The sequence below is a fragment of the Neobacillus sp. SRL179 genome (genome assembly GCF_984799095.1).
The window spans coordinates 3,269,925-3,295,966 of sequence record NZ_OZ481792.1 but is presented as its reverse complement, the minus strand read 5'-3'; the positions used below and the strand labels follow the sequence as shown (position 1 = coordinate 3,295,966).

The 26,042-nt window shown below is 39.5% G+C and carries 24 protein-coding genes; 22 read left to right on the top strand and 2 right to left on the bottom strand.

The annotated features are described in order from the left end of the window. Positions 1-65: 65 nt before the first annotated feature. Together spo0A and AC4E8C_RS16265 are read left to right on the top strand one after the other, a co-directional pair. Positions 66-857, top strand: coding sequence for a sporulation transcription factor Spo0A (gene spo0A / locus AC4E8C_RS16270; RefSeq protein ID WP_490207698.1), 792 nt, complete (start codon positions 66-68; stop codon positions 855-857). Positions 858-989: 132 nt separating this feature from the next. After that, positions 990-1,718: a glycerophosphodiester phosphodiesterase gene (locus AC4E8C_RS16265; protein ID WP_490207697.1), complete on the top strand. Its 729-nt coding sequence runs from the start codon at positions 990-992 to the stop codon at positions 1,716-1,718. Between the two features lie 80 nt (positions 1,719-1,798). Here AC4E8C_RS16265 and AC4E8C_RS16260 read toward each other — a convergent pair whose 3' ends face one another. After that, positions 1,799-2,032, bottom strand: coding sequence for a DUF2627 domain-containing protein (locus tag AC4E8C_RS16260; RefSeq protein ID WP_490207696.1), 234 nt, complete (start codon positions 2,030-2,032; stop codon positions 1,799-1,801). Between the two features lie 170 nt (positions 2,033-2,202). Between AC4E8C_RS16260 and AC4E8C_RS16255 the strand changes: the two genes are divergently transcribed. From AC4E8C_RS16255 to AC4E8C_RS16175, 17 genes are all read left to right on the top strand, one after another. Further along, complete coding sequence (locus AC4E8C_RS16255) at positions 2,203-4,278, top strand: sigma-54 interaction domain-containing protein (protein WP_490207695.1); 2,076 nt, start codon at positions 2,203-2,205, stop codon at positions 4,276-4,278. A 131-nt stretch (positions 4,279-4,409) separates the two neighbouring features. After that, the gene (gene yqiS, locus AC4E8C_RS16250; RefSeq protein ID WP_490207694.1) at positions 4,410-5,321 is read left to right on the top strand and encodes a phosphate butyryltransferase; all 912 of its coding nucleotides are present in this window, start codon (positions 4,410-4,412) and stop codon (positions 5,319-5,321) included. A 22-nt stretch (positions 5,322-5,343) separates the two neighbouring features. Then, positions 5,344-6,447 carry a branched-chain amino acid dehydrogenase gene (bcd, locus tag AC4E8C_RS16245; RefSeq protein ID WP_490207693.1) on the top strand — a complete coding sequence of 368 codons (1,104 nt, stop codon included), beginning with the start codon at positions 5,344-5,346 and terminating at the stop codon, positions 6,445-6,447. A gap of 144 nt (positions 6,448-6,591) precedes the next feature. Continuing rightward, entirely contained in the window at positions 6,592-7,695 is a 1,104-nt protein-coding gene (gene buk / locus AC4E8C_RS16240; RefSeq protein ID WP_490207692.1) for a butyrate kinase, read from the top strand. A gap of 21 nt (positions 7,696-7,716) precedes the next feature. Next, a complete protein-coding gene (lpdA, locus tag AC4E8C_RS16235) occupies positions 7,717-9,138 on the top strand; it encodes a dihydrolipoyl dehydrogenase (RefSeq protein WP_490207691.1) in 1,422 nt (473 codons plus the stop codon). A 33-nt stretch (positions 9,139-9,171) separates the two neighbouring features. Next, positions 9,172-10,173, top strand: a complete 1,002-nt coding sequence (locus AC4E8C_RS16230) for a thiamine pyrophosphate-dependent dehydrogenase E1 component subunit alpha (RefSeq protein WP_490207690.1) — start codon at positions 9,172-9,174, stop codon at positions 10,171-10,173. A 12-nt stretch (positions 10,174-10,185) separates the two neighbouring features. Beyond that, positions 10,186-11,169 (top strand): alpha-ketoacid dehydrogenase subunit beta, encoded by a 984-nt coding sequence (locus AC4E8C_RS16225; RefSeq protein ID WP_490207689.1) that lies wholly within the window; start codon positions 10,186-10,188, stop codon positions 11,167-11,169. A 14-nt stretch (positions 11,170-11,183) separates the two neighbouring features. Beyond that, positions 11,184-12,482 (top strand): dihydrolipoamide acetyltransferase family protein, encoded by a 1,299-nt coding sequence (locus AC4E8C_RS16220; RefSeq protein WP_490207688.1) that lies wholly within the window; start codon positions 11,184-11,186, stop codon positions 12,480-12,482. A 170-nt stretch (positions 12,483-12,652) separates the two neighbouring features. Continuing rightward, on the top strand, positions 12,653-14,539 hold the full coding sequence (locus AC4E8C_RS16215; protein ID WP_490207687.1) for a methylmalonyl-CoA mutase family protein: 1,887 nt from the start codon (positions 12,653-12,655) through the stop codon (positions 14,537-14,539). After that, positions 14,520-16,718 (top strand): methylmalonyl-CoA mutase, encoded by a 2,199-nt coding sequence (gene scpA, locus AC4E8C_RS16210; RefSeq protein WP_490207686.1) that lies wholly within the window; start codon positions 14,520-14,522, stop codon positions 16,716-16,718. Before AC4E8C_RS16215 ends, scpA begins: the two co-directional genes overlap by 20 nt. Then, entirely contained in the window at positions 16,718-17,845 is a 1,128-nt protein-coding gene (meaB, locus tag AC4E8C_RS16205; RefSeq protein ID WP_490207685.1) for a methylmalonyl Co-A mutase-associated GTPase MeaB, read from the top strand. Before scpA ends, meaB begins: the two co-directional genes overlap by 1 nt. 117 nt (positions 17,846-17,962) lie before the next feature. Beyond that, a complete protein-coding gene (locus AC4E8C_RS16200) occupies positions 17,963-18,400 on the top strand; it encodes a BrxA/BrxB family bacilliredoxin (protein WP_490207684.1) in 438 nt (145 codons plus the stop codon). A gap of 277 nt (positions 18,401-18,677) precedes the next feature. After that, positions 18,678-19,460, top strand: a complete 783-nt coding sequence (locus AC4E8C_RS16195; protein ID WP_490207683.1) for a transporter substrate-binding domain-containing protein — start codon at positions 18,678-18,680, stop codon at positions 19,458-19,460. A 76-nt stretch (positions 19,461-19,536) separates the two neighbouring features. Further along, positions 19,537-20,196, top strand: a complete 660-nt coding sequence (locus AC4E8C_RS16190) for an amino acid ABC transporter permease (RefSeq protein ID WP_490207682.1) — start codon at positions 19,537-19,539, stop codon at positions 20,194-20,196. Then, complete coding sequence (locus tag AC4E8C_RS16185; protein ID WP_490207681.1) at positions 20,189-20,911, top strand: amino acid ABC transporter ATP-binding protein; 723 nt, start codon at positions 20,189-20,191, stop codon at positions 20,909-20,911. The genes AC4E8C_RS16190 and AC4E8C_RS16185 overlap by 8 nt, the downstream gene beginning before the upstream one ends. Positions 20,912-20,970: 59 nt before the next feature. Continuing rightward, complete coding sequence (locus AC4E8C_RS16180) at positions 20,971-21,960, top strand: aromatic acid exporter family protein (RefSeq protein ID WP_490207680.1); 990 nt, start codon at positions 20,971-20,973, stop codon at positions 21,958-21,960. A 23-nt stretch (positions 21,961-21,983) separates the two neighbouring features. Then, a complete protein-coding gene (locus tag AC4E8C_RS16175; protein WP_490207679.1) occupies positions 21,984-22,496 on the top strand; it encodes a L,D-transpeptidase in 513 nt (170 codons plus the stop codon). 48 nt (positions 22,497-22,544) lie between these two features. Here the strand turns inward: AC4E8C_RS16175 and prli42 are convergent, their stop codons facing one another. Continuing rightward, positions 22,545-22,658: a stressosome-associated protein Prli42 gene (gene prli42, locus AC4E8C_RS16170; RefSeq protein WP_490207678.1), complete on the bottom strand. Its 114-nt coding sequence runs from the start codon at positions 22,656-22,658 to the stop codon at positions 22,545-22,547. Positions 22,659-22,804: 146 nt separating this feature from the next. Here prli42 and mce point away from each other — a divergent pair, with 146 nt between their 5' ends. The 3 genes from mce (at position 22,805) to AC4E8C_RS16155 (ending at position 26,037) form a co-directional block, all read left to right on the top strand. Next, entirely contained in the window at positions 22,805-23,218 is a 414-nt protein-coding gene (mce, locus tag AC4E8C_RS16165; protein ID WP_490207677.1) for a methylmalonyl-CoA epimerase, read from the top strand. A gap of 1 nt (position 23,219) precedes the next feature. Beyond that, on the top strand, positions 23,220-24,770 hold the full coding sequence (locus AC4E8C_RS16160) for an acyl-CoA carboxylase subunit beta (protein WP_490207676.1): 1,551 nt from the start codon (positions 23,220-23,222) through the stop codon (positions 24,768-24,770). Between the two features lie 145 nt (positions 24,771-24,915). Beyond that, the gene (locus tag AC4E8C_RS16155) at positions 24,916-26,037 is read left to right on the top strand and encodes a tripeptidase T (RefSeq protein WP_490207675.1); all 1,122 of its coding nucleotides are present in this window, start codon (positions 24,916-24,918) and stop codon (positions 26,035-26,037) included. Positions 26,038-26,042: the final 5 nt, after the last annotated feature.

Here is a 26,042-nt window from a genome sequence, read left to right as displayed (position 1 = left end):
TTAAAAGATAAACTGAATAATCGTAAAATGAAATAGAGATGGATTTGAATGAGGAGGAACTGAAATTGAAAAAAATAAAAGTGTGTGTGGTTGATGATAATAGGGAACTTGTAGGACTTTTAGAGGATTATATTTCTTCCCAGGATGATATGGAAGTCGTAGGAATTGCTCATAATGGACAAGAATGTTTAGATATGTTATCTGCAACAGAAACAGATGTTCTTGTTTTAGATATAATAATGCCTCATCTTGATGGGTTAGCAGTACTTGAACGTTTGCGCGATGTAAAAAAAGGAATCCTTCCTAATGTCATTATGCTTACAGCATTTGGACAGGAAGATGTGACAAAAAAGGCAGTTGAACTTGGGGCTTCTTACTTTATTTTGAAACCGTTCGATATGGAAAACCTAGGAAATCACATCAGACAGGTAAGCGGCAATACGAATACATTTACAAGGAAGACGTCAACAACTAGTTACCGCTCACAATCTGAACAAAAGCCCAAAAACTTGGATGCAAGCATTACCAGTATTATTCATGAAATTGGTGTACCAGCCCATATTAAAGGGTATTTATACTTACGAGAAGCCATTTCAATGGTTTACAACGACATCGAGCTTTTAGGTTCCATTACAAAGGTATTGTATCCGGATATTGCAAAAAAGTATAACACAACAGCAAGCCGAGTAGAACGTGCCATCCGTCATGCCATTGAAGTTGCATGGAGCCGAGGGAATATTGATTCTATTTCATCCTTATTTGGTTACACGGTCAGTATGTCAAAAGCGAAGCCTACAAATAGTGAATTTATTGCAATGGTTGCCGATAAATTACGACTTGAACATAAGGCTTCTTGAAAGGATCAGTAAACATAAACAAAGTCTTCATTTTAAGAAAATGAGGGCTTTTTCTTTTTTTGGCGGGTAGAGACGCTAAAGATTCTTTTACGTACATATAATGATAAAAAAGGATAAAGCAGGAGTGAGATTATGACGCAGATTTTTGCGCACCGTGGGTATTCGGCGTTGTTCGCTGAGAATACAATGGGTGCCTTTATTGAAGCAGAAAAAGAAGGTGCAGATGGAATTGAATTAGATGTTCAATTGACAAAAGATGGGGAGATTGTTGTCATTCATGACGAAAAAGTTGATCGAACAACCAGTGGGAATGGATTTGTAAAAGATTTTTTATTTAAAGACATAAGAAAATTAAATGCCAATAAAAAGGGATTAAAAAAAGAGCCGATTCCAGCATTAACGGAAGTGCTGGAATGGATGAAAACAAATAAGGTAGTCTGTAATATTGAGCTTAAAAATGGTCTGTTGCCGTATGAAGGAATGGAAGAAAAAGTGATCCAACAAATTCAGAGGTATGATTTGATGGAACGAGTGATTATTTCCTCTTTCAACCACTATAGTATTGTATACTGCTACAGGATTGCTCCAGATGTGGAAACAGCTCCTCTATTTATGGAGGCGATCTATATGCCTTGGGTTTATGCACAATCCATAAGAGCAAAAGGCATTCATCCTAAGCATTCGTCCATGTCAGATAATATATTTATCAATGCTATGGAAAATGGAATTGCCGTTCGCCCCTATACGGTTAACAAAGACGTGGATATGCATAGATTCTTTAATATTAATTGTACATCCATCATTACGGATGATCCTGTTAAGGCACTCCGGATAAGAAAACAATTTGAAAAGAGGCCCTAAGCAGGCCTCTTATTTCAATAGAGTATTTATGGACTTCGAATCAATGAATATGAACGCTTAGTGCCTATAATAGCGTCGTGTCATTTTCTGAATTTGGTTTGAACCTTGTTTTTTTTACGATCACGGTGAAAAATAAATCCTGCTACAAATCCTAATCCCCCGATAAACAGGATCAAGCCAATAAGAAATTGCAGCCATAAATTTGGAAATGGCGCTTGTAGAATACCAAAAGTCATATCTCTCATTAATTTGATGCCTAGGGCCGCCAATGCCCCTGGAATCACTAAAATAATGAGGGCAATAATTCTTATCATCACTAAATCATCCTTTATTCAACAGCCTATTTTGATTATACCAAAAAATTATGAGGACATCGTGAAAATTTGTCAAGATTGTCGTTCCATACTAAAATGAGTATTGAAGAAATTTGCATGGTTCTATAAAAAGGTGTGAAAATTATTTCAGATATTAAAGGGGCAAAAAAATGCAAAGGATTATGATTGTTGGGGCGGGTAAAGGTGGAACTGCCATCCTTAAAATTTTAATGGAATCAGAAGTGCTTAAGGTTGATGTGGTGATTGATCGGAATTTGGATGCACCGGGGATATTATTAGCACAAACAGAAGGGATTAAAACCGGGACAAGCTGGGAGCCTTTTTTAACAGAAGACATTGATATCATTATTGAAGTAACAGGCAATGATGCTGTATTCCAAAAAATAAGGGAAACGAAAAATAAGAAAACGGTATTAATTCCAGGCAGTGTTGCTTTTTTAGTTTCAAAATTGATGGAGGAAAAGGAGGAACTTGTTGCCAAGCACAAAAATGAATCCTATCAACAGGAGCTCATCTTTAACTCTACAAACGATGGGATGTTGGTCATTGACCACCATGGCAAGGTCATATTGTTTAATAAGAGAGCCGAAGAGATCATGGAAGTAAAAAAACATCAGGCAATTGGGAAAGATGTTCAAGAAGTGATTCCGACGAGCAGACTTCCATTGATATTGGAAACAAGAAGAATTGAGGCAAATCAAGAAATGGTGTTACGTAATGAAAGGAAAATCATTACGACCCGTATTCCAATTATAGAGGAAAATGGAACATTAATCGGTGCTTTTGCTGTATTTAAAGATATTACGGAAGTTGTTAATTTAGCAGAGGAAATTACAGATTTAAAGGAAATTCAAACCATGCTCCAAGCTATCATTCATTCCAGTGATGATGCTATTTCTGTTGTCGACGAGAATGGGAGGGGAATCCTCATCAATCCAGCATATAGCCGCCTTACTGGATTAACACAGGAACAAGTCATTGGCAAGCCTGCTACAACAGACATTTCTGAAGGTGAAAGTATGCACATGAAGGTATTAAATACAAGAAGGGCTGTTCGTGGTGTGCCTATGAGGGTCGGGCCAAACAAAAAGGAAGTAATCGTGAATGTCGCTCCAATCATTGTAAAAGGAAAATTAAAGGGTAGTGTTGGGGTTATTCATGATATGTCTGAAATGAAGTCATTAAGTAGAGAATTGACCCGTGCAAGGCAAATCATTCGCACTCTTGAGGCTAAATACTCCTTTGAGGATATTATTGGTGAGTCTGAAGAAATGCTGCTCGCTATAGATCAGGCAAAACTAGGAGCAAAAACACCAGCTACTGTTCTGCTTCGGGGTGAATCTGGAACTGGTAAAGAGTTGTTTGCCCATGCTATACATAATGCTAGTGACCGTAAATACAATAAATTTATCCGCGTTAATTGTGCGGCCATTTCGGAATCATTGCTAGAGAGTGAATTATTTGGTTATGAGGAAGGGGCTTTTTCTGGGGCAATAAGGGGAGGTAAACGCGGGTTCTTCGAGGAGGCTAATAATGGCAGTATCTTTTTGGATGAAATCGGGGAACTTTCAGCAAATACACAAGCAAAACTATTAAGAGTGCTGCAGGAAAAGGAAATTATTCGAGTAGGTGGAACAAAACCAATCACTATTAATGTTCGAGTTATTGCAGCTACCAATGTAAACTTAGAGAAGGGTATTGCGAATAGTTCCTTTAGGGAAGACTTATATTATCGATTAAATCGTATGCCTATTCAGATTCCGCCGTTAAGAAATCGTAAAAGTGAAATCCCATTATTATGTGAGCGATTAATTGAAAAAATTAATCGGGACTATGGCCGGAATGTGGAAGGAATTACACATGCGGCATTACATTTGCTGATGGGTTATGATTGGCCGGGAAATGTCCGTGAATTAGAAAATATTCTTGGCAGGGCGATTATTTTTATGAATTATTCCGAAACACTCATCGATTTGCAACATTTACCTGAATTAAAAAATAAAAAGCCCGCTAATATACTTTCTCATATAAAAGATAGTGAAAATGGGGTATTTGAACGTTCTTTAACAGACATGATGGATGAATACGAAGCGAAAATTATAAAACAAACGCTAAGACGCTTAAATGGGAATAAAACTTTAACAGCCAAAACACTGGGTTTGTCCGTAAGGAATTTATATTACAAACTTGATAAATACAACATTGAAAAAAACAGCATGCAATAAATTGCATACTATGAAAAATATTGCAGATAAAAATAATAAATTAAAGCGTTTTCAAAACAAATTATTTGGCATGAAATATGCATATTAACATAATGGAAGTTTCAAGCAGATGAAAGAGGGTTGATGACAACTTGTTGTTAGATTCACTGTTTAACTCAGCAACCCATGAAAGAATTCATACGGTTGCAATTGCGGCAGCAGATGATGCAGAAGTCATTGAAGCAGTGTTCAATGCATTAGAATTAAATCTTGCTCATTTTATTTTGTTCGGAGATCAAGAAAAAATATCTTCTTTGATTGAAAAGAAAAATCCAGGTGAGTTTGACAGGAATGCAATAAAAATAATTCATGCCAGTACGAAGGAAACTGCAGCAAAATTAGCAGTGATGGCTGTTTCTAATCATGAAGCAAAAGTATTAATGAAAGGTAATGTTCCAACCCAAGTACTATTAAAAGAGGTATTGAATAAGGAATATGGGCTTAGAACAGGAACAGTTTTATCGCATACAGCCTTTTTTGAAGTGCCAGGCTATGAACATTTTATCATTGTAACGGATGCAGGAATGAATATTGCCCCGAACCTTGAACAAAAAGTTCAAATTATTAACAATGCCGTTTCGCTGGCAAAGTCAGTAGGGATTGACCATCCAAAAGTTGCTCCGATTGCTGCTGTGGAGGTTGTCAACCCAGCTATGCAAGCAACGGTGGACGCTGCATTATTGACCATGATGAATAAACGCGGACAAATCACTGGTTGTACAGTGGATGGTCCGCTCGGACTAGATAATGCGGTCTCAGCTCTCGCTGCTGAACATAAAGGAATCAAAAGTGATGTAGCTGGTAAGGCAGATATTTTATTAGTACCAACTATAGAGGTTGGGAATGTACTATATAAATCATTGATTTACTTTGCGAAAGCAAAGGTTGGTGCTGTAATTGCAGGAGCTAAAGCACCGATTGTGTTAACATCAAGAGCCGATTCCGCGGAAAGTAAGCTCTATTCTCTTGCGCTGGCCTTATGTTGTGCTGAAAGATGGAAGTGAACATTAGAGGAGGAAGAATAATATGGAAATCTTTAAATACTTAGAAAAATATGATTATGAACAATTAGTTTTCTGTCAAGATAAGCAATCAGGCTTGAAAGCCATTATTGCTATTCATGATACAACACTTGGGCCTGCTTTAGGCGGGACCCGGATGTGGACCTATGCTTCAGAGGAAGCTGCGATTGAAGATGCCCTTCGTTTAGCGAAAGGGATGACATATAAGAATGCTGCTGCTGGTTTAAACCTCGGTGGTGGAAAAACGGTTATTATTGGTGATCCTCGAAAAGATAAAAGTGAAGAGTTATTCCGTGCATTCGGGCGTTATGTCCAAGGATTAAATGGCAGATATATTACAGCAGAAGATGTTGGAACCACTGTCGCGGATATGGATTTAATTCATGAAGAAACAGATTTTGTTACCGGGATTTCCCCTGCATTTGGGTCATCAGGTAATCCGTCACCGGTTACCGCATATGGTGTTTATCGTGGGATGAAAGCCGCAGCAAAAGAGGCTTTCGGATCAGATTCCCTTGAAGGGAAGGTCGTAGCTGTTCAAGGTGTTGGAAATGTAGCCTATACACTTTGTGAATACCTCCATAAAGAAGGGGCACAACTGATTGTAACAGATATTAATAAAGAAGCAGTTAACCGTGCAGTAGAGGCTTTTGGGGCTTTTGCCGTAGACCCAGATGACATCTATGGTGTCCAATGTGATATATACGCCCCTTGTGCATTAGGTGCAACTATTAATGACGAAACCATTCCGCAATTAAAAGCAAAAGTAATTGCAGGATCTGCCAATAATCAACTTAGAGATACCCGGCATGGTGATATTATTCATGAAATGGGTATTGTCTATGCTCCGGATTATGTTATTAATGCCGGCGGTGTTATTAATGTAGCCGACGAACTATATGGTTATAACCAAGAACGTGCTATGAAAAAAGTAGAACAGCTCTATTCAACAATTGAAAAGGTCATCGAAATTTCAAAACGTGATGGAATTCCAACGTATGTGGCTGCAGACCGAATGGCTGAAGAAAGAATTGAACGAATCCGTAATTCCAGAAGTCAATTCCTGCAAAATGGTCATCATATTTTAAGCCATCGAATTTCTAGATAGGGTCAGGCACTAAAAGCATAGGAATTAGTCCATGCCCATTGTGTAACTTGTCGTAATAAAAATAAAAAAAGGCAAAGCGCTGAATATTGATTCAGCGCATTTGCCTTTAAATTAAGATGTTTTTGTTAAATGGAGGTCACCACAGTGTTAGAAAAAAAATATCGGATGCTAGTCATCAATCCAGGCTCAACATCCACCAAAATTGGGATCTTCGAAAATGAAATTTCTATTTTTGAAAGAACAATCCGTCATGATGCTGAAATCATCAATTCCTTTCCTAATATTATTGATCAATATGAATTTAGAAAGAATATAATCTTGGAAATACTGGATCATGAAGGGATTAATATTTCGAAAATAGCGGCTGTTTGTGGACGGGGAGGTTTGCTTCGCCCCATTGAAGGTGGAACCTATGCTGTTAATGACATAATGTTAACTGATTTACGTTCAGGCTTTGCTGGTCAGCATGCGTCGAATCTTGGCGGAATCTTGGCCAACGAAATTGCCTCAGGTCTTAATATTCCTGCTTTTATTGTTGATCCTGTTGTAGTAGATGAACTAGAGCCAATCGCGAGAATTTCTGGTTTCTCATTAATCGAACGAAAAAGTATCTTTCATGCATTAAATCAAAAGGCCGTTGCCAGAAGAGTGGCAAAAGAATTAAGAAAGAATTACAATGAATTGAATCTCATTGTCACTCATTTGGGTGGGGGGATTACGGTTGGCGTACATAAACATGGTAAAGTTATTGATGTGAACAATGGGCTGCATGGTGATGGACCCTTTAGCCCTGAACGCGCTGGAACGGTACCAGCAGGTGATTTAATCGCCCTTTGTTTTTCGGGGGAACATTATCGAGATGAAATAATGAAAAGACTTGTTGGTCAAGGTGGTCTTGTTGGTTATCTTGGCACAAATGATGCCTTAAAAGTTGAAGAACGAATCGCGGCAGGTGATCAAAAGGCTATGCTTATATATGATGCAATGGCCTACCAGGTTGCAAAGGAGATTGGCGCGGCTAGTGCTGTTCTTTCCGGAAAGGTTGATGCTATTGTATTAACAGGAGGCCTCGCGTATGGCAAGGAATTCGTAAAATCTATAACAGATAGAATAAATTGGATTGCCGATGTAATGGTTCATCCTGGTGAAAACGAACTCCAAGCATTGGCTGATGGAGCTCTTCGTGTCCTGCGTGGTGAGGAGAAAGTAAAGGATTATCCCAGCCATTCCATACACGCAAAAATATGAGGGAAACGGGGTTGAGTGTAAGTGGCAAAAGAATATGATTTAGTCATATTAGGTGGTGGAACTGGGGGGTATGTGGCAGCTATTCGAGCCTCCCAGCTAGGTTTAAACACCGCAATTGTTGAAAAGGGCAAATTAGGTGGTACATGTTTACATAAAGGGTGTATTCCTAGTAAGGCTTTGCTTCGAAGTGCAGAGGTTTTTGCCACTACGAAGCAAAGTGAAGACTTTGGTGTCATGACTAGTGATGTAACTCTGGACTTTGGCAGAGTGCAGGAGCGGAAAAACAAAATAATTGATACTCTTCATAAGGGTGTTCAGCATTTAATGAAACAGGGAAAGATTGATATCTATGAAGGGATTGGACGTATTCTTGGCCCTTCGATTTTTTCGCCAATGCCGGGTACCATATCGGTGGAAATGAATAATGGTACTGAAAATGAAATGTTGCTTCCTAAAAATGTGATAGTTGCAACTGGCTCAAGACCTAGATCATTGCCAGGCCTTGAAATTGACGGTAAGTATGTACTGTCTTCTGATGAAGCATTACAGCTAGACTCATTACCAAGTTCAATCATCATTGTTGGCGGAGGTGTCATTGGAATAGAGTGGGCATCCATGCTGTCTGATTTTGGAGTAGGTGTAACCGTAATTGAGTATGCAGATCGGATTATTCCAACAGAAGATAAAGAAATTTCAAAAGAAATGCAGCGGTTAATGAAGAAAAAAGGGATAAAAGTTGTAACCAGCGCTAAAGTTGTTTCAGAATCAATTGTGAAAGAAAATGGGGTCTCTATTCAGGCTGAAATAAATGGTGATTTGAAAGAATTTACAGCTGAACGACTGCTTGTATCAGTTGGACGTCAAGCGAATACAGAAGGAATTGGGCTAGAGAATACCGAAATACAAATAGATAAAGGTTTTATCGTAACAAATGAATTTTTTCAAACCAAAGAAACGCATATCTATGCCATTGGGGATGTAATCGGTGGTTTGCAGTTAGCTCATGTTGCTTCACACGAGGGAATAGTAGCAGTCGAACACATTGCCGGAAAAAATCCGTTACCCATTGAATATCACTTGGTTTCTAGATGCATTTATAGTAATCCAGAGGTCTCCAGTGTGGGTATAACTGAGGAACAGGCAAAAGAAAATGGTCATAAAGTGAAAGTAGGCAAATTTTCATTTCGTGCTATTGGGAAAGCATTAGTTTTTGGAGAATCAGATGGTTTTGTAAAAATTGTCGCCGATGAGGAGACCGATGATATTCTAGGGGTGCATATGATTGGTCCACATGTTACGGATATGATTACAGAGGCCGGGCTTGCGATGGTTTTAGATGCAACACCATGGGAGATTGCTCATACCATTCATCCACACCCAACCTTAACGGAAGCCATTGGCGAAGCTGCACTGGCAGTCGACGGTAAGGCAATACATTCATAGTTTTTAAGCGAACAAACGGGAGGTAAAAAATTAATGGCAGAAAAGCGTCATGAAGCAATAGGTTTAAGCGACGAAGAAGTATTGGAAATGTATGAAACGATGCTATTAGCCCGCCGCATTGATGAGCGGATGTGGTTACTGAATCGTGCCGGGAAAATTCCCTTTGTTATTTCCTGTCAGGGCCAAGAAGCTGCACAAGTAGGTGCTTCATTTGCTCTTGACCGTGAAAAGGATTATGTACTTCCATATTATCGGGATATGGGTGTTGTTTTAACCTTTGGGATGACCCCTAAGGAACTTATGCTTTCAGGTTTTGCAAAGGCGGAGGACCCCAATTCGGGAAGTCGGCAAATGCCAGGACACTTTGGTCAAAAAAGAAATCGAATTGTTACTGGTTCTTCTCCGGTGACGACTCAAGTGCCACATGCAGTCGGAATTGCACTTGCTGGGAAAATGGAAAGAAAAGACCTTGTTACATTTGTAACCTTTGGGGAAGGCTCTTCAAATCAAGGTGATTTTCATGAAGGTGCTAATTTTGCAGGTGTCCATAAACTTCCAGTTATTTTTATGTGTGAAAATAACAAATACGCCATTTCCGTACCTATTGAAAAGCAATTAGCGTGTGAAAAGGTATCGGACCGGGCAATTGGTTATGGTATGCCGGGGATAACGGTTGATGGAAATGATCCATTGGAAGTATATATGGCAGTAAAAGAAGCAGCTGTTCGTGCGCGCCGTGGTGAAGGCCCAACATTAGTTGAAACGGTTTCCTACCGTCTTACTCCGCATTCTTCTGATGATGACGATCGGTCCTACCGGGCGCCAGATGAGGTTGCAAAAGCGAAAACAAAAGATCCAATCATTACATTTGGTGCATACTTAAAGGAAACAGGTGTCATGAATGATGAGTCAGAAAAAGAAATCAATGACCGGGTAATGTTTCAAGTGAATGAGGCGACGGATTATGCTGAGAATGCTCCTTATTCTGCACCAGAAGATGCGCTGAAATATGTATATGCGGATACGGAAGAGTAAGGGGGAAAAAGAATGGCAATTATTTCATATATCGATTCAATAACACTGGCTATGCGTGAAGAAATGGAAAGGGATCCGAAGGTATTTGTCCTCGGTGAAGATGTAGGGGTAAAAGGCGGTGTGTTTAAAGCAACACAAGGTCTGTATGAACAATTTGGCGAAGAACGGGTCATTGATACACCGTTAGCCGAATCGGCGATAGCTGGAGTAGGAATAGGCGCCGCGATGTATGGTATGCGCCCCATCGCTGAAATGCAATTTGCTGATTTTATTATGCCGGCAGTTAACCAAATTATCTCGGAAGCAGCTAAAATTCGCTATCGTTCAAATAACGATTGGCATTGTCCGATTGTCATCCGTGCCCCATATGGCGGCGGTGTTCACGGTGCACTCTATCATTCACAATCGGTAGAAGCAGTATTTGCTAATCAGCCCGGTTTAAAAATTGTCATGCCGTCCACACCTTATGATGCAAAAGGATTATTAAAAGCAGCCATTCGCGATAATGACCCGGTGCTATTTTTCGAGCATAAACGTGCGTACCGATTAATTAAAGGAGAAGTTCCCTCTACTGATTATACCGTGCCGATTGGAAAGGCAGATGTGAAACGTGAAGGTGAGGACATTACGGTTATTACCTATGGTCTTTGTGTTCATTTTGCCCTTCAAGCTGCTGAAAAATTAGCTCAGGATGGAATTTCTGCACATATTCTTGATTTGCGAACGGTCTATCCATTAGATAAAGAAGCTATTATTGAAGCAGCATCCAAAACGGGCAAAGTTTTACTAGTAACGGAGGATACAAAAGAGGGAAGCATTATCAGTGAAGTTTCCGCCATTATTGCGGAACATTGCTTATTTGATTTAGATGCTCCAATCAAACGCTTAGCAGGTCCAGATGTGCCAGCGATGCCGTATTCACCAACAATGGAAAAATTCTTCATGATAAATCCTGATAAAGTAGAAAAAGCAATGCGCGAACTCGCTGAGTACTAAGGAGGTAACATAAAGTGGCAATTGAACAAATTAAAATGCCTCAGTTAGGGGAAAGTGTTACAGAAGGAACCATAAGTAAATGGTTAGTATCTATTGGCGATAAAGTCAATAAATACGACCCTCTAGCAGAGGTCATGACAGATAAAGTTAATGCAGAAGTTCCATCCTCTTTTACGGGAGTAATCAAAGAGTTAATTGCAGCGGAGGGGGATACTCTGGCGGTCGGAGAAATAATTTGTTCGATCGAAATAGAAGAAGTAAATACCTCGGAAACTAAAGCGAAAGCAGTACCAACACCGGCTCCTAGTGAACCTGAGAACGCTGAATCCATTAACCAAGTAAACAAAGTCCGTTATTCTCCCGCAGTTCTGAAGATTTCTCAAGAACATGGTATTGACCTAACCCAAGTATCTGGGACAGGGGCAGGCGGGCGAATTACAAGAAAAGATCTACTAAACCTAATTGAGTCCGGAAACATTCCGGTTGCGGGACAAAAAGTGGAAGCTGCTGATGAACCGTCAACTATTCAAGCTCCATTAACTGAACTAACACCACAAGCGTCTACTGCTTCTCAACAAACGGCACAGGCGGTGAATATCCCTGTTACAGCAGGAGATATTGAAATTCCGGTTACAGGTATTCGTAAGGCAATTGCTGCCAATATGTCACGCAGTAAGCATGAGGCGCCGCACGCTTGGACAATGATTGAGGTTGATGTCACCAATTTGGTTGATTATCGAAACGAACTCAAAGATGAGTTTAAGAAAAAAGAAGGATTCAATCTTACCTTTTTTGCATTCTTTGTTAAAGCTGTTGCCCAAGCATTAAAAGAATTTCCGCAAATTAATTCGATGTGGGCTGGAGAGAAAATCATCCAAAAGAGGGATATCAACGTCTCAATTGCGGTAGCAACCGATGACGCTCTTTACGTTCCAGTTATTAAACATGCAGATGAGAAAACAATAAAGGGTATTGCCCGTGAAATCTCGGAACTCGCCGTCAAAGTAAGAACAGGGAAACTGAGATCAGAAGATATGCAGGGTGGAACATTTACGGTTAACAATACAGGATCATTCGGTTCCGTCCAATCAATGGGAATTATTAATTATCCTCAAGCTGCTATTTTACAGGTTGAGTCGATCGTTAAACGTCCTGTTGTGTTGAATAATAACATGATTGCTGTTCGTGACATGGTGAACCTGTGCATGTCTCTTGACCATCGGGTATTAGATGGACTAGTGTGCGGACGCTTCTTACAACGGGTTAAAGAAATTCTTGAGAACACATCAAAATCAACCACTTCAATATACTAAGCGCAAAACAACCGCTGCCTATTTTGCAGCGGTTGTTTTGCGTTTGAATGAGGATGAAGGCAATCGGAGAAGGTTTTAACAGTTTTGTTGCTTGATTTGTATTTGTACCATAAAATAGAAACATGTAGAATTATTTGAATTTTTACTTCATTTATTAAGGGGATGGGGATATGGTCTTAGAACAAATAAAGAATCAATCTTTTCCACCGCAAACCGTAAAGGATTGGCAAGCTAAAGCAGAAGCATCTCTAAAAGGCAAAACCATTGAAACATTAAACAGCCATACATATGAAAACATTGTTTTGAAACCGCTTTATACCCGTCAAGATGATCAGCCTGTCCCAGACTATTCTGGTAGTTCCGATTTTAGGAGAGGCATTCATCCGCTTGGATATATCACAAATGAATGGAAGATAGCTCAGCGGATTTCATATCAAACATCAGGAGAACTGAAAAAGAAGCTTCTTGAGGCTTTTGAAAAAGGGCAAACTGCCATCTCCTTTGAGGTATCCCAGGAATTGTTTGATACTGAGCAGGATCTTTCAAAGGTTTTGGAAGGACTGGTTGATCAATATCCACTAGCTATTAACACAAAGGGATGGCATAAAGCGTTTTTTGACGTTTTGGAACAAGTTGCTGTCACAAGTAATCAGGTATGTGGTTACATTGGCTCAGACCCAATCGCAAACTTTGCAATGGAGGGGTATGTGTCTGAAAACTATATCTTTGATTGGGTCAAGCATAGTAAACGAACAATCAAAGCATATCCAAACCTCCGCACTATCCTAATTAATACTATTCCCTATCATAATGGCGGGGCGAACGCTGTTCAAGAACTTGGGATCGCCATTGCAGAAGGGGTATATTATCTCGAGAAGCTGCAAGAAGGTGGTATTGAGCTTAAGGATGTTTTTTCAAAATTAGTTTTTCAGTTTTCTATAGGAAGTAATTTCTTTATGGAAATGGCAAAGCTCCGAGCGGCCAGAGTCCTATGGAACCGAATAACGGAACTTTATGGTGCCAAAATTGATGAGCGAGGAATGGTTATTGCTGCGGAAACATCATCATTTACAAAAACGGTTTATGACCCGCATGTAAATCTCCTTAGGGCTGGAAATGAAGCATTTGCCGCAGTCCTTGGCGGTATTCAATATTTACATGTTGAGCCATTTGATAGTCTTTCAGGTTCTACCCCATTTTCAGAGAGAATTGCTCGAAATATCCAACTGTTATTAAAGGAGGAAGCACAGCTGAAAAATGTCATTGATCCTGCTGGTGGTTCTTGGTATGTCGAGGAATTAACCAACCAGCTGGCAGAGAAGGCATGGGAATTCTTCCAACAAATTGAGGCAAGGGGCGGCATACTAGAAGTTTTAAAAACTAGTTGGCTGCAATCAGAAATCCAAGCTATTTATAATAATAGGAAAAACAATATTTTTACAAGAAAGCAAACGATTGTTGGGACAAATGCTTATGCTAATTTAGCTGAAAAAGCACCAGATCAATCAGTTAAAGATCAAGTATTTCCTTTGAATACTAACAAAGATTCGGATTTACAAATTGATGTTGTCCCCACTCGAAGGATTGCGGAACCATTTGAAGACCTGCGGAGAAAGGCAAAGCAGATCCAAGAAAAAACAGGTGTTATCCCCTCTATAGGACTAATTGGTCTGGGACAATTAAAGCAGCATAAGCCTAGAACAGATTTTATGAAAGGATTTTTTGCTGCGGGTGGCTTGCGTGCTATTGAAAGTGAATCGATAGGAACCTTAGAAGATGCCAAACAATTTATTTTAGAACAGCCCTCTAAATACTTTTGCTTTTGTGGCAGCAATGACCAATACGAGATTTCTGGCCATGACCTGCTAACAGCATTAAAAACTGATTTTCCTGAACGAATTTTTTATTTAGCAGGCATTCCTGAAAAAGAGATGCAAGCCCAATGGCAAAAGGAAGGTATTAATCAGTTTATCCATGTGAAAACCAACTGCTTTGAAACCCTGAAAACCATTCTTGACGACTTGGAGGTGAGTACCGTTGAAGAAACAAAAGCCTGATTTTCAGAACATCCCATTGTTTTCAGGTCGGAACTTTGATACGAAGGAAAAGTGGGAGGAAAAAGTTGAGCAAGAAACAGGAACTTCCGTTGAGGAGTTCTTATTTGAGACGAATGAACAAATTAGTCTTAAGCCAATTTATTCTAGTGAGGACCGGAACGGAATAGAGCATATGGATGATCTCCCAGGTTTGCCTCCATTTACAAGAGGACCTTATCCAACGATGTACGTTAACCGTCCGTGGACGGTTAGGCAGTATGCAGGCTTTTCAACTGCTGAAGAAAGTAATGCCTTTTATCGGCGAAATCTAGCAATGGGACAAAAGGGTTTATCCGTTGCATTTGATTTAGCTACTCATCGTGGTTATGATTCCGATCATCCCCGTGTTGTTGGGGATGTTGGTAAAGCTGGCGTTGCAATAGATTCTATTCTTAATATGAAGACATTATTTGAGGGGATCCCATTAGATCAAATGTCTGTTTCAATGACGATGAACGGAGCTGTTCTGCCTATTCTAGCTTTCTTTATCGTTACAGCTGAAGAACAAGGGGTAAGCCAAGATCAACTATCGGGAACCATTCAAAATGATATTTTAAAAGAATATATGGTGCGTAATACTTATATCTACCCTCCAGAAATGTCAATGAAGATTATAGCTGATATTTTTGAATACACATCAAAATATATGCCAAAGTTTAATAGTATCAGTATTTCTGGCTATCACATGCAAGAAGCAGGAGCACCGGCAGATTTAGAATTAGCTTACACACTTGCAGATGGTTTAGAATATGTCCGAACAGGACTCAAGGCCGGCATCGACATCGATTCCTTTGCACCAAGATTGTCATTTTTCTGGGGAATAGGAATGAATTACTTTATGGAAGTAGCGAAATTGCGGGCAGCTAGATTAATTTGGGCTAAAATGATGAAGTCTTTCAACCCTAAAAATGAAAAATCATTAGCCTTACGGACACATTCACAAACATCTGGCTGGAGCTTAACTGAGCAGGATCCCTTTAATAATGTTACTCGAACGCTTCTTGAAGCACATGCAGCGGCGATGGGTCATACTCAATCCCTGCATACGAATGCTTTAGATGAAGCAATTGCCCTGCCAACAGATTTTTCTGCAAGAATTGCCCGTAACACACAGTTGTTTTTACAGGAAGAAGCAGGCATTACCAATGTAATTGACCCATGGGCAGGTTCTTATTATGTGGAAAAGCTAACAGATGAACTAGTCAAAAGGGCTTGGACACATATTGAAGAAATTGAGGGCCTTGGTGGTATGGCTAAAGCCATTGAAACCGGGCTGCCCAAAATGAGAATTGAGGAAGCGGCTGCACGACGACAGGCGCAAATTGATTCTGGAAAAGAAGCCATTATTGGTGTTAACCGTTACCGCCTTGAAAAGGAAGAAGCCATTGATATCTTAGATATTGATAATACTGCTGTTCGTTTAAAACAAATTGAAAAATTAAATACCTTAAAAGCTAGCCGAGATGACGTTAAGGTGAAAGAAGCACTGGATACGTTAACAAAAGCTGCAGAATCTGGTAACCAAAACTTATTAGACCTTTCCGTGAAGGCGGCAAGATTACGTGCCACACTTGGTGAAATTTCTGATGCCATCGAGCGTGTCGCAAGCAGGCATAAGGCTGTGATTCGTTCGATTAGCGGTGTTTATAGTACGGCATATAGTAATGAGGATGAAATTAAAGAAGTAAAAAAAATGACGGATGATTTTCTAGAGAATGAAGGTAGAAGGCCGAGAATATTAATAGCGAAAATGGGTCAGGATGGTCATGATCGCGGAGCAAAGGTGATCGCCACCGCCTTCGCTGATCTAGGTTTTGATGTCGATATAAGTCCATTGTTCCAAACACCAGAAGAAACCGCTATTCAAGCAGTTGAAAATGATGTCCATGTCGTCGGCATGAGCTCACTTGCTGCAGGTCATAAAACATTATTGCCACAGCTGGTAAAGGAATTAAAGAAACTGGGCCGAGAAGATATATTAGTTGTAGTGGGCGGTGTGATTCCAGCACAGGATTACCAATTTTTATACGACCATGGGGCATCAGCAATATTTGGGCCGGGAACGATTATCCCAGTGGCAGCTCAAAAGGTAATCAAGGAGATTTATTTAAAACTCGGTTATGAGGAAGTGTCGCAATAATGGACATTAATCAAAAACCGGAATGGAATGATCCACAAAATCCTGAATACTGCTCAAGTGTTGTCAGGCAGGGACAGGAGCTTGAAGGCCAGGGACTCTCAACCCAAAAAAATATCCGTTTCCAAAAACGCAGTTCAACGGAGATCTCTATTGATGAGCTGGTTGAAGGTGTGCTAAAGGGTGAAAGGAGCTTGTTGGCTAGAGCAATCACGCTAATAGAAAGTAATGCCGAGCAGCATTTTCAAAAGGCACAGCTATTGTTACAGAAGCTCCTTCCGCATACTGGTAAATCTATTAGAATAGGTATTACAGGTGTTCCAGGTGCAGGGAAAAGTACATTTATTGAAGCATTTGGGATGTATCTTTGCAGCTTAGGTCACCGGGTTGCTGTGTTAGCCATTGATCCGAGTTCAAAGGTAAGCGGTGGCAGTATCCTAGGTGACAAAACCAGAATGGAGCAATTATCAAAAAGTGCCAGCGCCTTTATTCGGCCTTCCCCGACCGCAGGAAAGCTAGGGGGCGTTCATCGGAAAACGCGAGAAGCGATGTTACTTTGTGAGGCCGCAGGCTTTGATGTGATCTTGATTGAAACGGTAGGAGTCGGTCAAAGTGAAGTAATGATCCGGGATATGGTTGATTTTTTCATGTTGCTCGTCTTAACTGGAGCTGGTGATGAGCTGCAGGGAATGAAAAAAGGAATAATGGAACTATCTGATGCCATCATCGTTCATAAAGCAGATGGGGATAATAAACAAAAAGCTGCCCGAACCAAACAAGAATATAATCGTATTCTCCATTTTTTACAGCCAGCCACAAAAGGCTGGACTACAAGGGCCTATACTTGCTCCTCGGTAACACAGGAGGGAATTTGTGAAATCTGGGAGGTCATTCAATCCTTTAAAAAAATTGGGGGTTCCTCAGGGGTTTTTGATGAAAGAAGAAAAATCCAAGCTAGGGAATGGTTTTATTCCATGATTAATGATCAGTTGCATTTCCATTTTTACCATCATAATCGAGTAAAAGCGGAATTGCCCAAACTTGAAAATCAAATCCTTTCAGGTGAAAAGACAGTAGCTACAGCCGTTGAATCATTATTTCAAACGTTTTTATCTTCATCTAATAATTGAGACTGCTCTATTTGTGGCAGTTTTTCTTTTTATAGAACCAGATATCATTTCATTTGGAAAAAACATATTTTAACTGTTATGATGTAGTTATATAGGAAAGAAAAGGAGTGATATTTTATGAGTATGAATTTTAACTTTTTTATGAATGACGTCGTTACCCAATCACGTCAAGAAATTATCGATGCTGGGTATAAAGAACTTAAAACACCTGCTGAAGTAGAAGAAGCCTTTGCTCAAAAAGGAACTACCTTAGTAATGGTTAATTCCGTTTGTGGTTGTGCGGGCGGCATTGCACGCCCTGCGGCAGCACATGCGCTTCACAATGATAAACGTCCAGACCATCTTGTGACCGTATTTGCGGGTCAAGATAAGGAAGCAACCGAAACGGCCAGAAGCTATTTCACAGGTTATCCGCCATCCTCACCATCTTTTGCCTTATTAAAAGATGGTAAGATTCTTTCAATGATTGAAAGACATCAAATTGAGGGATACGATCCAGCAACCGTTGTCACAAAGCTGCAAAAAGAATTCGATCAATATTGCGAAGAAGTTTAAAGATAAGTCATGAAAAGGTCAATCTCCAAAAGGGGGTGGCCTTTTTTATTTACCACGAAGCAGGAATCCACCAGTTTTTATGGAAAAAGTTACATTAAAAAAATACTGACGAATTTTTAAAAATATATTTGCATAATTATTAGTTTGTGTTAAAATTCATTACATTGAATAAATATTAACTTATAAAACTAGTAAATATGGAAATCCGATCATTAGTTCAATTAAAATATAAAATTGAATAATGATAATTTTCAGAAAAGTTATAGGGGGAAAACAAATGAAAAAGGCATTTATTTTATTATTAACATTGGTTATGACTGTTGGCGTGCTTGCTGCATGTGGTACTGCAGAAAAGGCCAGCAAAAACAGTAGTGATAAGAAAGTTCTAACAATGGCAACGTCTGCAGACTATCCGCCATTTGAATATGTAGAAACAGGAAAAAGTGACGAAATTATTGGTTTTGATGTAGACCTAGCAAAAGAAATCGCAAAGAACCTTGGATATGAGGTTAAAGTAAAAGACATGGATTTCGGAGGCCTAATCCAATCGCTAAAATCAGGACAAGCAGACTTTGTCCTTGCTGGGATGACACCAACGGAAAAGAGAAAGAAGAATGTTGATTTTAGTAACATTTATTATACTGCACATCATTTAATTGTATCTAAAAAGGACAGCGGCATTAATACGATTGAAGACCTGAAAGGGAAAACGGTTGGTGTTCAACTTGGTTCCATTCAAGAGGGGCAGGCGCAAAAGATTAATAAAAAAGTATCAATTAAAATTGAAAATCGTAATCGTATTCCAGATCTTATTCAAGAAATTAAAAATGGACGTTTCGATGCAGCAATTATTGAAGACACTGTGGCCAAGGGATATATTGAGAAAGAAACAGACTTCCATGGTTTTACTATAGGTGATAATCCTGAAGAAGCGGGCTCTGCCATTGCTTTCCCAAAAAACAGTGATTTAACAGATAAATTCAACAAAGAGTTGAAGAAAATGAAAGAAAACGGTGAGATGGATAAATTGGTTGTGAAATGGTTCGGCGGGGAAAAATAATTTACATCCACAAGAGACGTTCGCTCCTGAACGTCTTTGCATTTTTCTAAAAAAAATTAGAGAGGACGGAAGTTGAATGAATCTAGATTTTACTCAATTCATTCCCTCCATGCCATACATTCTAAGAGGCATTTTGGTTACCTTGCAAATTGTGTTAATCGCGGCGTTATTGGGATTTGTGCTTGGGATTATATTATCATTATTTAAAATTAGTACTTTAAAAATACTCAACTGGGTTGCTGATGTGTATACCTCGATTTTTCGTGGTACACCCTTAGTCTTACAATTAATGTTAATCTATTATGGTTCCCCACAGATTATTGGCTATCAAATTGAGCCATATACGGCTGCCATTCTATCATTTGGTTTAAATTCCGGTGCTTATATCTCAGAAATTATTCGTGCCGGGATTCTTGCAGTTGATAAAGGACAGCAGGAGGCAGCGATGGCCTTGGGTGTCCCTTATGGAAAAATGATGTGGGATATCATTTTGCCCCAGGCGCTAAAAAATATCCTTCCAGCCTTAATGAATGAATTTATAAGTCTTACTAAAGAATCTGCGATTGTGACAACGATTGGGGTTATGGATATTATGCGCAGATCCTATCAAGTGGGAGCGGAAAATTACTCTTTCTTTGAACCATTATTAATTGCGGGAGCTATATATTACTTAATGGTTATAACCTTGACCTTCTTAGGAAAAGCGCTTGAAGGGAGAATGAGACGCAGTGATTAAGATCGAAAATTTGACTAAAAATTATGGAAAACTAGAAGTGTTAAAAGGAATCTCGACAACTATCCAGACGGGTGAAGTAGTTGCAATTATCGGCCCTTCGGGATCTGGAAAATCTACCTTTTTACGCTGCATGAATAAGCTAGAAGAAGCAACAAGCGGGCATATATGGATTAAAGATCAAGAAGTGACGAATAAGAAAACCAATATCATGAAAGTACGGCAACATGTCGGAATGGTTTTTCAACACTTTCATTTATTTCCACATAAAACGGTTTTACAAAATCTAACCTATGCTCCGATGAAGGTAAAAGGATTATCAAAGGACAAAGCTGAAAAAGTAGCGTATGGTCTTTTGGAGCAAGTAGGTTTGTCAGAAAAGGCTGAAGAATATCCGAATAGACTATCCGGTGGACAAAAGCAGCGGGTGGCCATTGCGAGGGCATTAGCGATGGAGCCTGAGGTAATGCTGTTTGACGAACCAACATCTGCCCTCGATCCTGAAATGGTAAAAGAAGTGCTAGAGGTAATGAAATCTTTGGCTCATACAGGTATGACAATGGCGATTGTGACACATGAAATGGGATTTGCTAAAGAGGTGGCAGATCGAGTACTATTTCTAGATGGCGGTGTGTTAGTAGAAGATGCTGCGCCAAATGAGTTTTTTACCAACCCAAGCAGTCAGAGGGCACAGGAATTCTTGGAAAAAATGCTATAATAAAAGTATTCTAAAGATGATCATCATGATCATCTTTTTTCCTTTGAGGGTGAAAATAAGTGAAATTTTCGATTGGCTACCGAACGATAAAAACAGCTTTAGGAACGGCTATCTCTATTTTAATTGCCCAGCAGCTTGGATTAGAGAACTTTGCATCTGCAGGAATTCTAACAATTTTATGCATTCAAGTGACTAAAAGAAAGTCCCTCCGTACGGCATGGGATCGGTTTTTAGCCTGTGTATTAGCAATGCCTTTTGCTGCTCTCTTTTTTGAGGGTATTTCCTATCATCCATTGGTCATTGGATTAATGCTTTTTTTCTTTATTCCTACCATTATTATGCTAAAGGCTAAAGATGGCGTTGTAACAAGCAGCGTTATTATTTTACATATATTTATGGCTCATAACATATCATGGGCACTCTTTCTTAATGAAATAGGGGTTATTACAGTAGGAATTGGTGTTGCTCTTGTCCTTAATCTTTATATGCCAAGTGTTGATCAACAGCTTAAAAGCTGCCAAGATAAAATCGAAGTAAATTTTAAGATTATTTTCTCTGAAATAGTGCGATATTTACGTACGGGTGAAAGTCTTTGGGACGGTAAAGAAATAACGGTCACTGCAAGTTTGCTAGATGAGGCAAAAATGCTGGCGTTAAGGGACGTCGAAAATCGTTTATTAAAGGAAGAGAATAGTTATTTTCATTATTTTAAAATGAGAGAAAAACAATTTGAAATTTTAGAACGGGTTTTACCGATAGTTACTTCACTGACAAGCACGGTAAAGCAAGGGGAAATGGTGGCTGCATTCCTTGAAGAGCTTTCCGAAAATATCCACCCTGGGAATACGGCATATATTTATATAGATAAATTAAGGGAAATGAAAAGAGAATTTGAAGAGATGGACCTTCCCAAAACAAGGGAGGAATTTGAAACACGAGCAGCACTTTTACAACTAGTAAATGAATTAAATGACTACTTAATTATTAAAAGTACTCTTAAAGTAAAAAAAATGAATTTGAATGAAAAAAAGAAATTTGAAGCAAACTAGGGGAAAAAAGGCAGGTGGCTGCTTTGTTCAAAATTCTATCGCCTATCCTGATTACTTTTTTTCTTTCACCTTTTTGGCCGCTGGGGCCAAACCCTATGCCTGGTGACCCCTTTGTAATTGTTAACAAGGGTACAAATGAACTGGCACTGATTAATGAAAATAAGGTTCAAACGGTTATAAGTGTTGGGACAGGTAAGGAGCGGGAGTTAACACCAGAAGGACTTTTTACGATTACGGTAAAGGCTAAGGAGCCATATTACCGAAAAGGAAATATTCCTGGAGGAGATCCAAAGAATCCACTGGGGGCTAGATGGATAGGTTTTGATGCCAAAGGATCGGATGGCCGAACCTACGGTATACATGGAACTAATCAGCCTGCCTCAATTGGAAAATATGTTTCTCAAGGGTGTATTCGTGCTCAAAATGAAGTGGTTTCTTCATTATTTCCATTAATTCCATTAGGAACAAAAATATTGGTAACCACTTCAAAAAAGTCTTTTGAAGCGTTGGCGCAAGAAAATGGAGCTATTCAATAAGGAAACGGGACTGTTCGACATTTGAACAGTCCCGTTTTTTATATATTGTTAAGAAAGATACGCACCAATTCCAAGTAGGAGTGTTGAGGCAAGCATAGCGAAAAGCATTAAATATACAATGATTTTCCTAGTTTTCTTCTTTTTCAATATGGAAACCCCCATTCACTATCAATTACTTTATCTATATTGTACAAGGAAAAGCCTAAATGAACAACGGAACTACTTAGTAATTTGGGAAGGATTTATGAATTTTTTAACGAATACAATAATTGTCTAATAAATTTTAATATTTGAACAGAGGGGTAAATATGATAAAAAAAGTCGACCATATTGGAATTGCTGTGAGATCTCTTGGTGAAACACTTCCCTTTTATACCGATGTGTTGAAGCTGCCGTTATTAGGGATTGAAGAAGTGGACAGCCAGAAAGTTAAAGTCGCCTTTTTACAAGCAGGGGAAACAAAACTGGAACTGCTCGAACCAACAGCAAAGGAAAGTACCATTGCTAAATTTATCGAAACACGTGGTGAAGGGGTTCACCATGTGGCACTAGGCGTTGAATCTATTGAAGCAAGATTAAAAGAATTAAAAGAAAAGGGAATTCGCCTGATTGATGAAGAGCCAAGACCTGGTGCTGGGGGAGCACAAATTGCCTTCATGCATCCAAAATCAGCATCTGGTATCTTATTCGAGCTTTGTGAAAAAAAGGGGATGAAGGGGTAAAATGATCGATATCTATGAAAAAATAAATGAATTATATGATAGGCGGAGAAGTGTTGAGCTTGGCGGCGGGGACGAGCGCATCGAAAAACAGCATGAAAAAGGTAAATTGACTGCACGTGAACGGATTGACCTGTTGGTTGATAAAGGTACGTTTATCGAATTAAGTCCGTTCATCGAGCATAGAACGAATGATTTTGGTCTTGATGAGCAAAGAAGCCCTGGTGATGGGGTAGTGACAGGCTTTGGAAAAGTAAATGGCCGGCCCATTTATTTATTTTCACAAGATTTTACTGTCTTTGGCGGTGCCTTAGGGGAAATGCATGCCAAAAAAATTGCCAATGTCATGGATTTAGCAGCAAAAAATGGTACGCCATTTGTCGGTTTGAATGATTCTGGTGGAGCGAGAATACAGGAAGGAGTGGTTTCCCTTGATGGGTATGGACAAATCTTCTATCGCAATGCCATCTATTCTGGCGTCATTCCACAGATTTCCGTCATTATGGGACCCTGTGCAGGGGGGGCGGTCTATTCACCAGCGATAACTGACTTTGTATTTATGGTGGAAAAAACCAGCCAAATGTTTATTACAGGTCCAAAGGTAATTGAAACCGTAACAGGAGAAAGAATTACTGCAGAAAACCTCGGTGGAGCAAATGTACATAATTCCATTAGTGGGAATGCCCATTTTCAATCTGATTCCGAAGAGGACGTGCTGCAAAATGTTCGTAAACTATTAGGCTATCTTCCACAAAATAATCAGGAACAACCTCCTAAACTCGAGGTAGAGGAAGAAAATGATTACCGTCCTGATTTAATGGATGTGATTCCATTTGATGCCGTTCGACCCTATGATGTCCGAAAAGTGATTGAACAAGTGGTAGATGACGATTCCTTTATGGAAATTCATAAAGATTTTGCCAAAAATATCGTAGTTGGATTTGCCCGGATTAAAGGAGAAACAGTAGGGCTCGTCTGTAATCAACCGAAGGTAATGGCCGGTGGCTTAGATATCGATTCATCCGATAAAGCTGCTAGATTTATTAGAACGTGTGATTCTTTCAATATACCCATCATCACATTTGAGGATGTGACGGGCTTTTTCCCTGGGGTTAAACAGGAACATGGCGGAATTATCCGCCATGGAGCAAAGATTTTATTTGCCTATTCAGAAGCAACTGTGCCCAAGCTGACGGTCATTTTAAGAAAAGCTTATGGTGGTGCATATGTCGCGTTAAATAGTAAGTCGATTGGCGCGGATTTAGTATTTGCATGGCCTAATGCCGAAATTGCTGTAATGGGTCCACAAGGAGCAGCTAATATTATTTTTGCAAAGGAAATAAACAATAGTGATAACCCTGAATTGACAAGACAGCAAAAAATTGAGGAATACCGCGAGAAATTCGCCAATCCATATGTAGCTGCCAGCAGAGGAATGGTTGACGATGTGATTGACCCTCGTGATACAAGAATTAAAATTATCCAAGCATTGGAAATGCTGAGGAACAAAAAAGAGACACGTCCTTATAAAAAACATGGCAACATTCCGCTTTAAATTTATACCCAAATTAGCTCAATGTTCTATCATTTGATGATAGCGGCTAGAAAGAGGTATACTAAAATAGAAAAAGTTAAAGCGCCTTTAACCAGGCGCTTTAAACTTGAATAGAGTGAGTACATAAATATTGGAGGGTTAATAAATGGTTAACCAAGAACGTCTTTTGAATGAATTTTTAGAACTTGTCCAAATTGATTCAGAAACAAAATATGAAGCTGAAATTGCAAAGATATTAAAACAAAAGTTTACGGACTTAGGTCTTGATGTTTTTGAAGATGATACGATGGGAGTGACGGGACATGGTGCTGGTAACCTAATTTGTACACTCCCAGCTACAAAAGAAGGAGTAGATCCTATTTATTTTTCTTGTCATATGGATACCGTTACCCCAGCAAAAGGTGTTAAGCCTTCAATTAAGGACGGCTATGTAGTGACTGATGGGACGACCATCCTAGGTGCTGACGATAAAACCGGAATCTCTGTCATGCTTGAAACAATCCGCCTTCTTAAAGAGCAGGATCTTCCACACGGTCTGATTCAGTTTGTTATTTCTGTCGGCGAAGAATCAGGCTTACAAGGGGCAAAAGCAATTGACTCATCCTTGTTGAAGGCAAAATATGGTTATGCACTTGACAGTGATGGGCTTGTGGGAAATGTCGTTGTGGCAGCACCTACCCAAGCAAAAGTGCAAGCTGTTATTTATGGAAAAACCGCTCATGCCGGTGTGGCACCTGAGAAGGGAGTCTCTGCCATAACGATTGCAGCGAAATCCATTGCAAGAATGCCTTTAGGTAGAATTGATGAAGAAACCACTGCCAATATCGGGCGTTTTGAAGGTGGTCAAGCAACTAATATTGTTTGCGACCGCGTGGATATTTTAGCAGAGGCTCGTTCGCTTGTACCTGAAAAAATGGAGGCTCAAGTGGCTAAGATGAAAGACGCATTCGAAACAGTAGCTGCTGAAATGGGCGGTAAGGCAGAAGTAAAGATTGATGTCATGTACCCTGGTTTCAAATTTGGTGAAGGTGACCAAGTTGTCGAGATTGCGCGTAAAGCAGCCGCTAAAATTGGCCGCAGCTGTGAACTTCAAAAAAGCGGCGGAGGCAGTGATGCCAATGTATTTAATGGCTTCGATATTCCAACGGTAAACTTGGCTGTTGGATATGAAGAAATCCACACAACAAACGAACGTATGCCAGTTGCAGAATTGTATAAATTGGCAGAAATGACAATTGCGATTATTGATGAAGTCACAAATCAGTAATGGTG

Coding starts and splice junctions, on each gene's coding strand:
- AC4E8C_RS16265 (WP_490207697.1), top strand. CDS start 990: ATGACGCAGATTTTTGCGCACCGTGGGTATTCGGCGTTGTTCGCTGAG.
- AC4E8C_RS16260 (WP_490207696.1), bottom strand. CDS start 2,032: ATGATAAGAATTATTGCCCTCATTATTTTAGTGATTCCAGGGGCATTG.
- AC4E8C_RS16255 (WP_490207695.1), top strand. CDS start 2,203: ATGCAAAGGATTATGATTGTTGGGGCGGGTAAAGGTGGAACTGCCATC.
- bcd (WP_490207693.1), top strand. CDS start 5,344: ATGGAAATCTTTAAATACTTAGAAAAATATGATTATGAACAATTAGTT.
- AC4E8C_RS16230 (WP_490207690.1), top strand. CDS start 9,172: ATGGCAGAAAAGCGTCATGAAGCAATAGGTTTAAGCGACGAAGAAGTA.
- AC4E8C_RS16225 (WP_490207689.1), top strand. CDS start 10,186: ATGGCAATTATTTCATATATCGATTCAATAACACTGGCTATGCGTGAA.
- AC4E8C_RS16215 (WP_490207687.1), top strand. CDS start 12,653: ATGGTCTTAGAACAAATAAAGAATCAATCTTTTCCACCGCAAACCGTA.
- meaB (WP_490207685.1), top strand. CDS start 16,718: ATGGACATTAATCAAAAACCGGAATGGAATGATCCACAAAATCCTGAA.
- AC4E8C_RS16200 (WP_490207684.1), top strand. CDS start 17,963: ATGAGTATGAATTTTAACTTTTTTATGAATGACGTCGTTACCCAATCA.
- AC4E8C_RS16195 (WP_490207683.1), top strand. CDS start 18,678: ATGAAAAAGGCATTTATTTTATTATTAACATTGGTTATGACTGTTGGC.
- AC4E8C_RS16190 (WP_490207682.1), top strand. CDS start 19,537: ATGAATCTAGATTTTACTCAATTCATTCCCTCCATGCCATACATTCTA.
- prli42 (WP_490207678.1), bottom strand. CDS start 22,658: ATGGGGGTTTCCATATTGAAAAAGAAGAAAACTAGGAAAATCATTGTA.
- mce (WP_490207677.1), top strand. CDS start 22,805: ATGATAAAAAAAGTCGACCATATTGGAATTGCTGTGAGATCTCTTGGT.
- AC4E8C_RS16160 (WP_490207676.1), top strand. CDS start 23,220: ATGATCGATATCTATGAAAAAATAAATGAATTATATGATAGGCGGAGA.
- AC4E8C_RS16155 (WP_490207675.1), top strand. CDS start 24,916: ATGGTTAACCAAGAACGTCTTTTGAATGAATTTTTAGAACTTGTCCAA.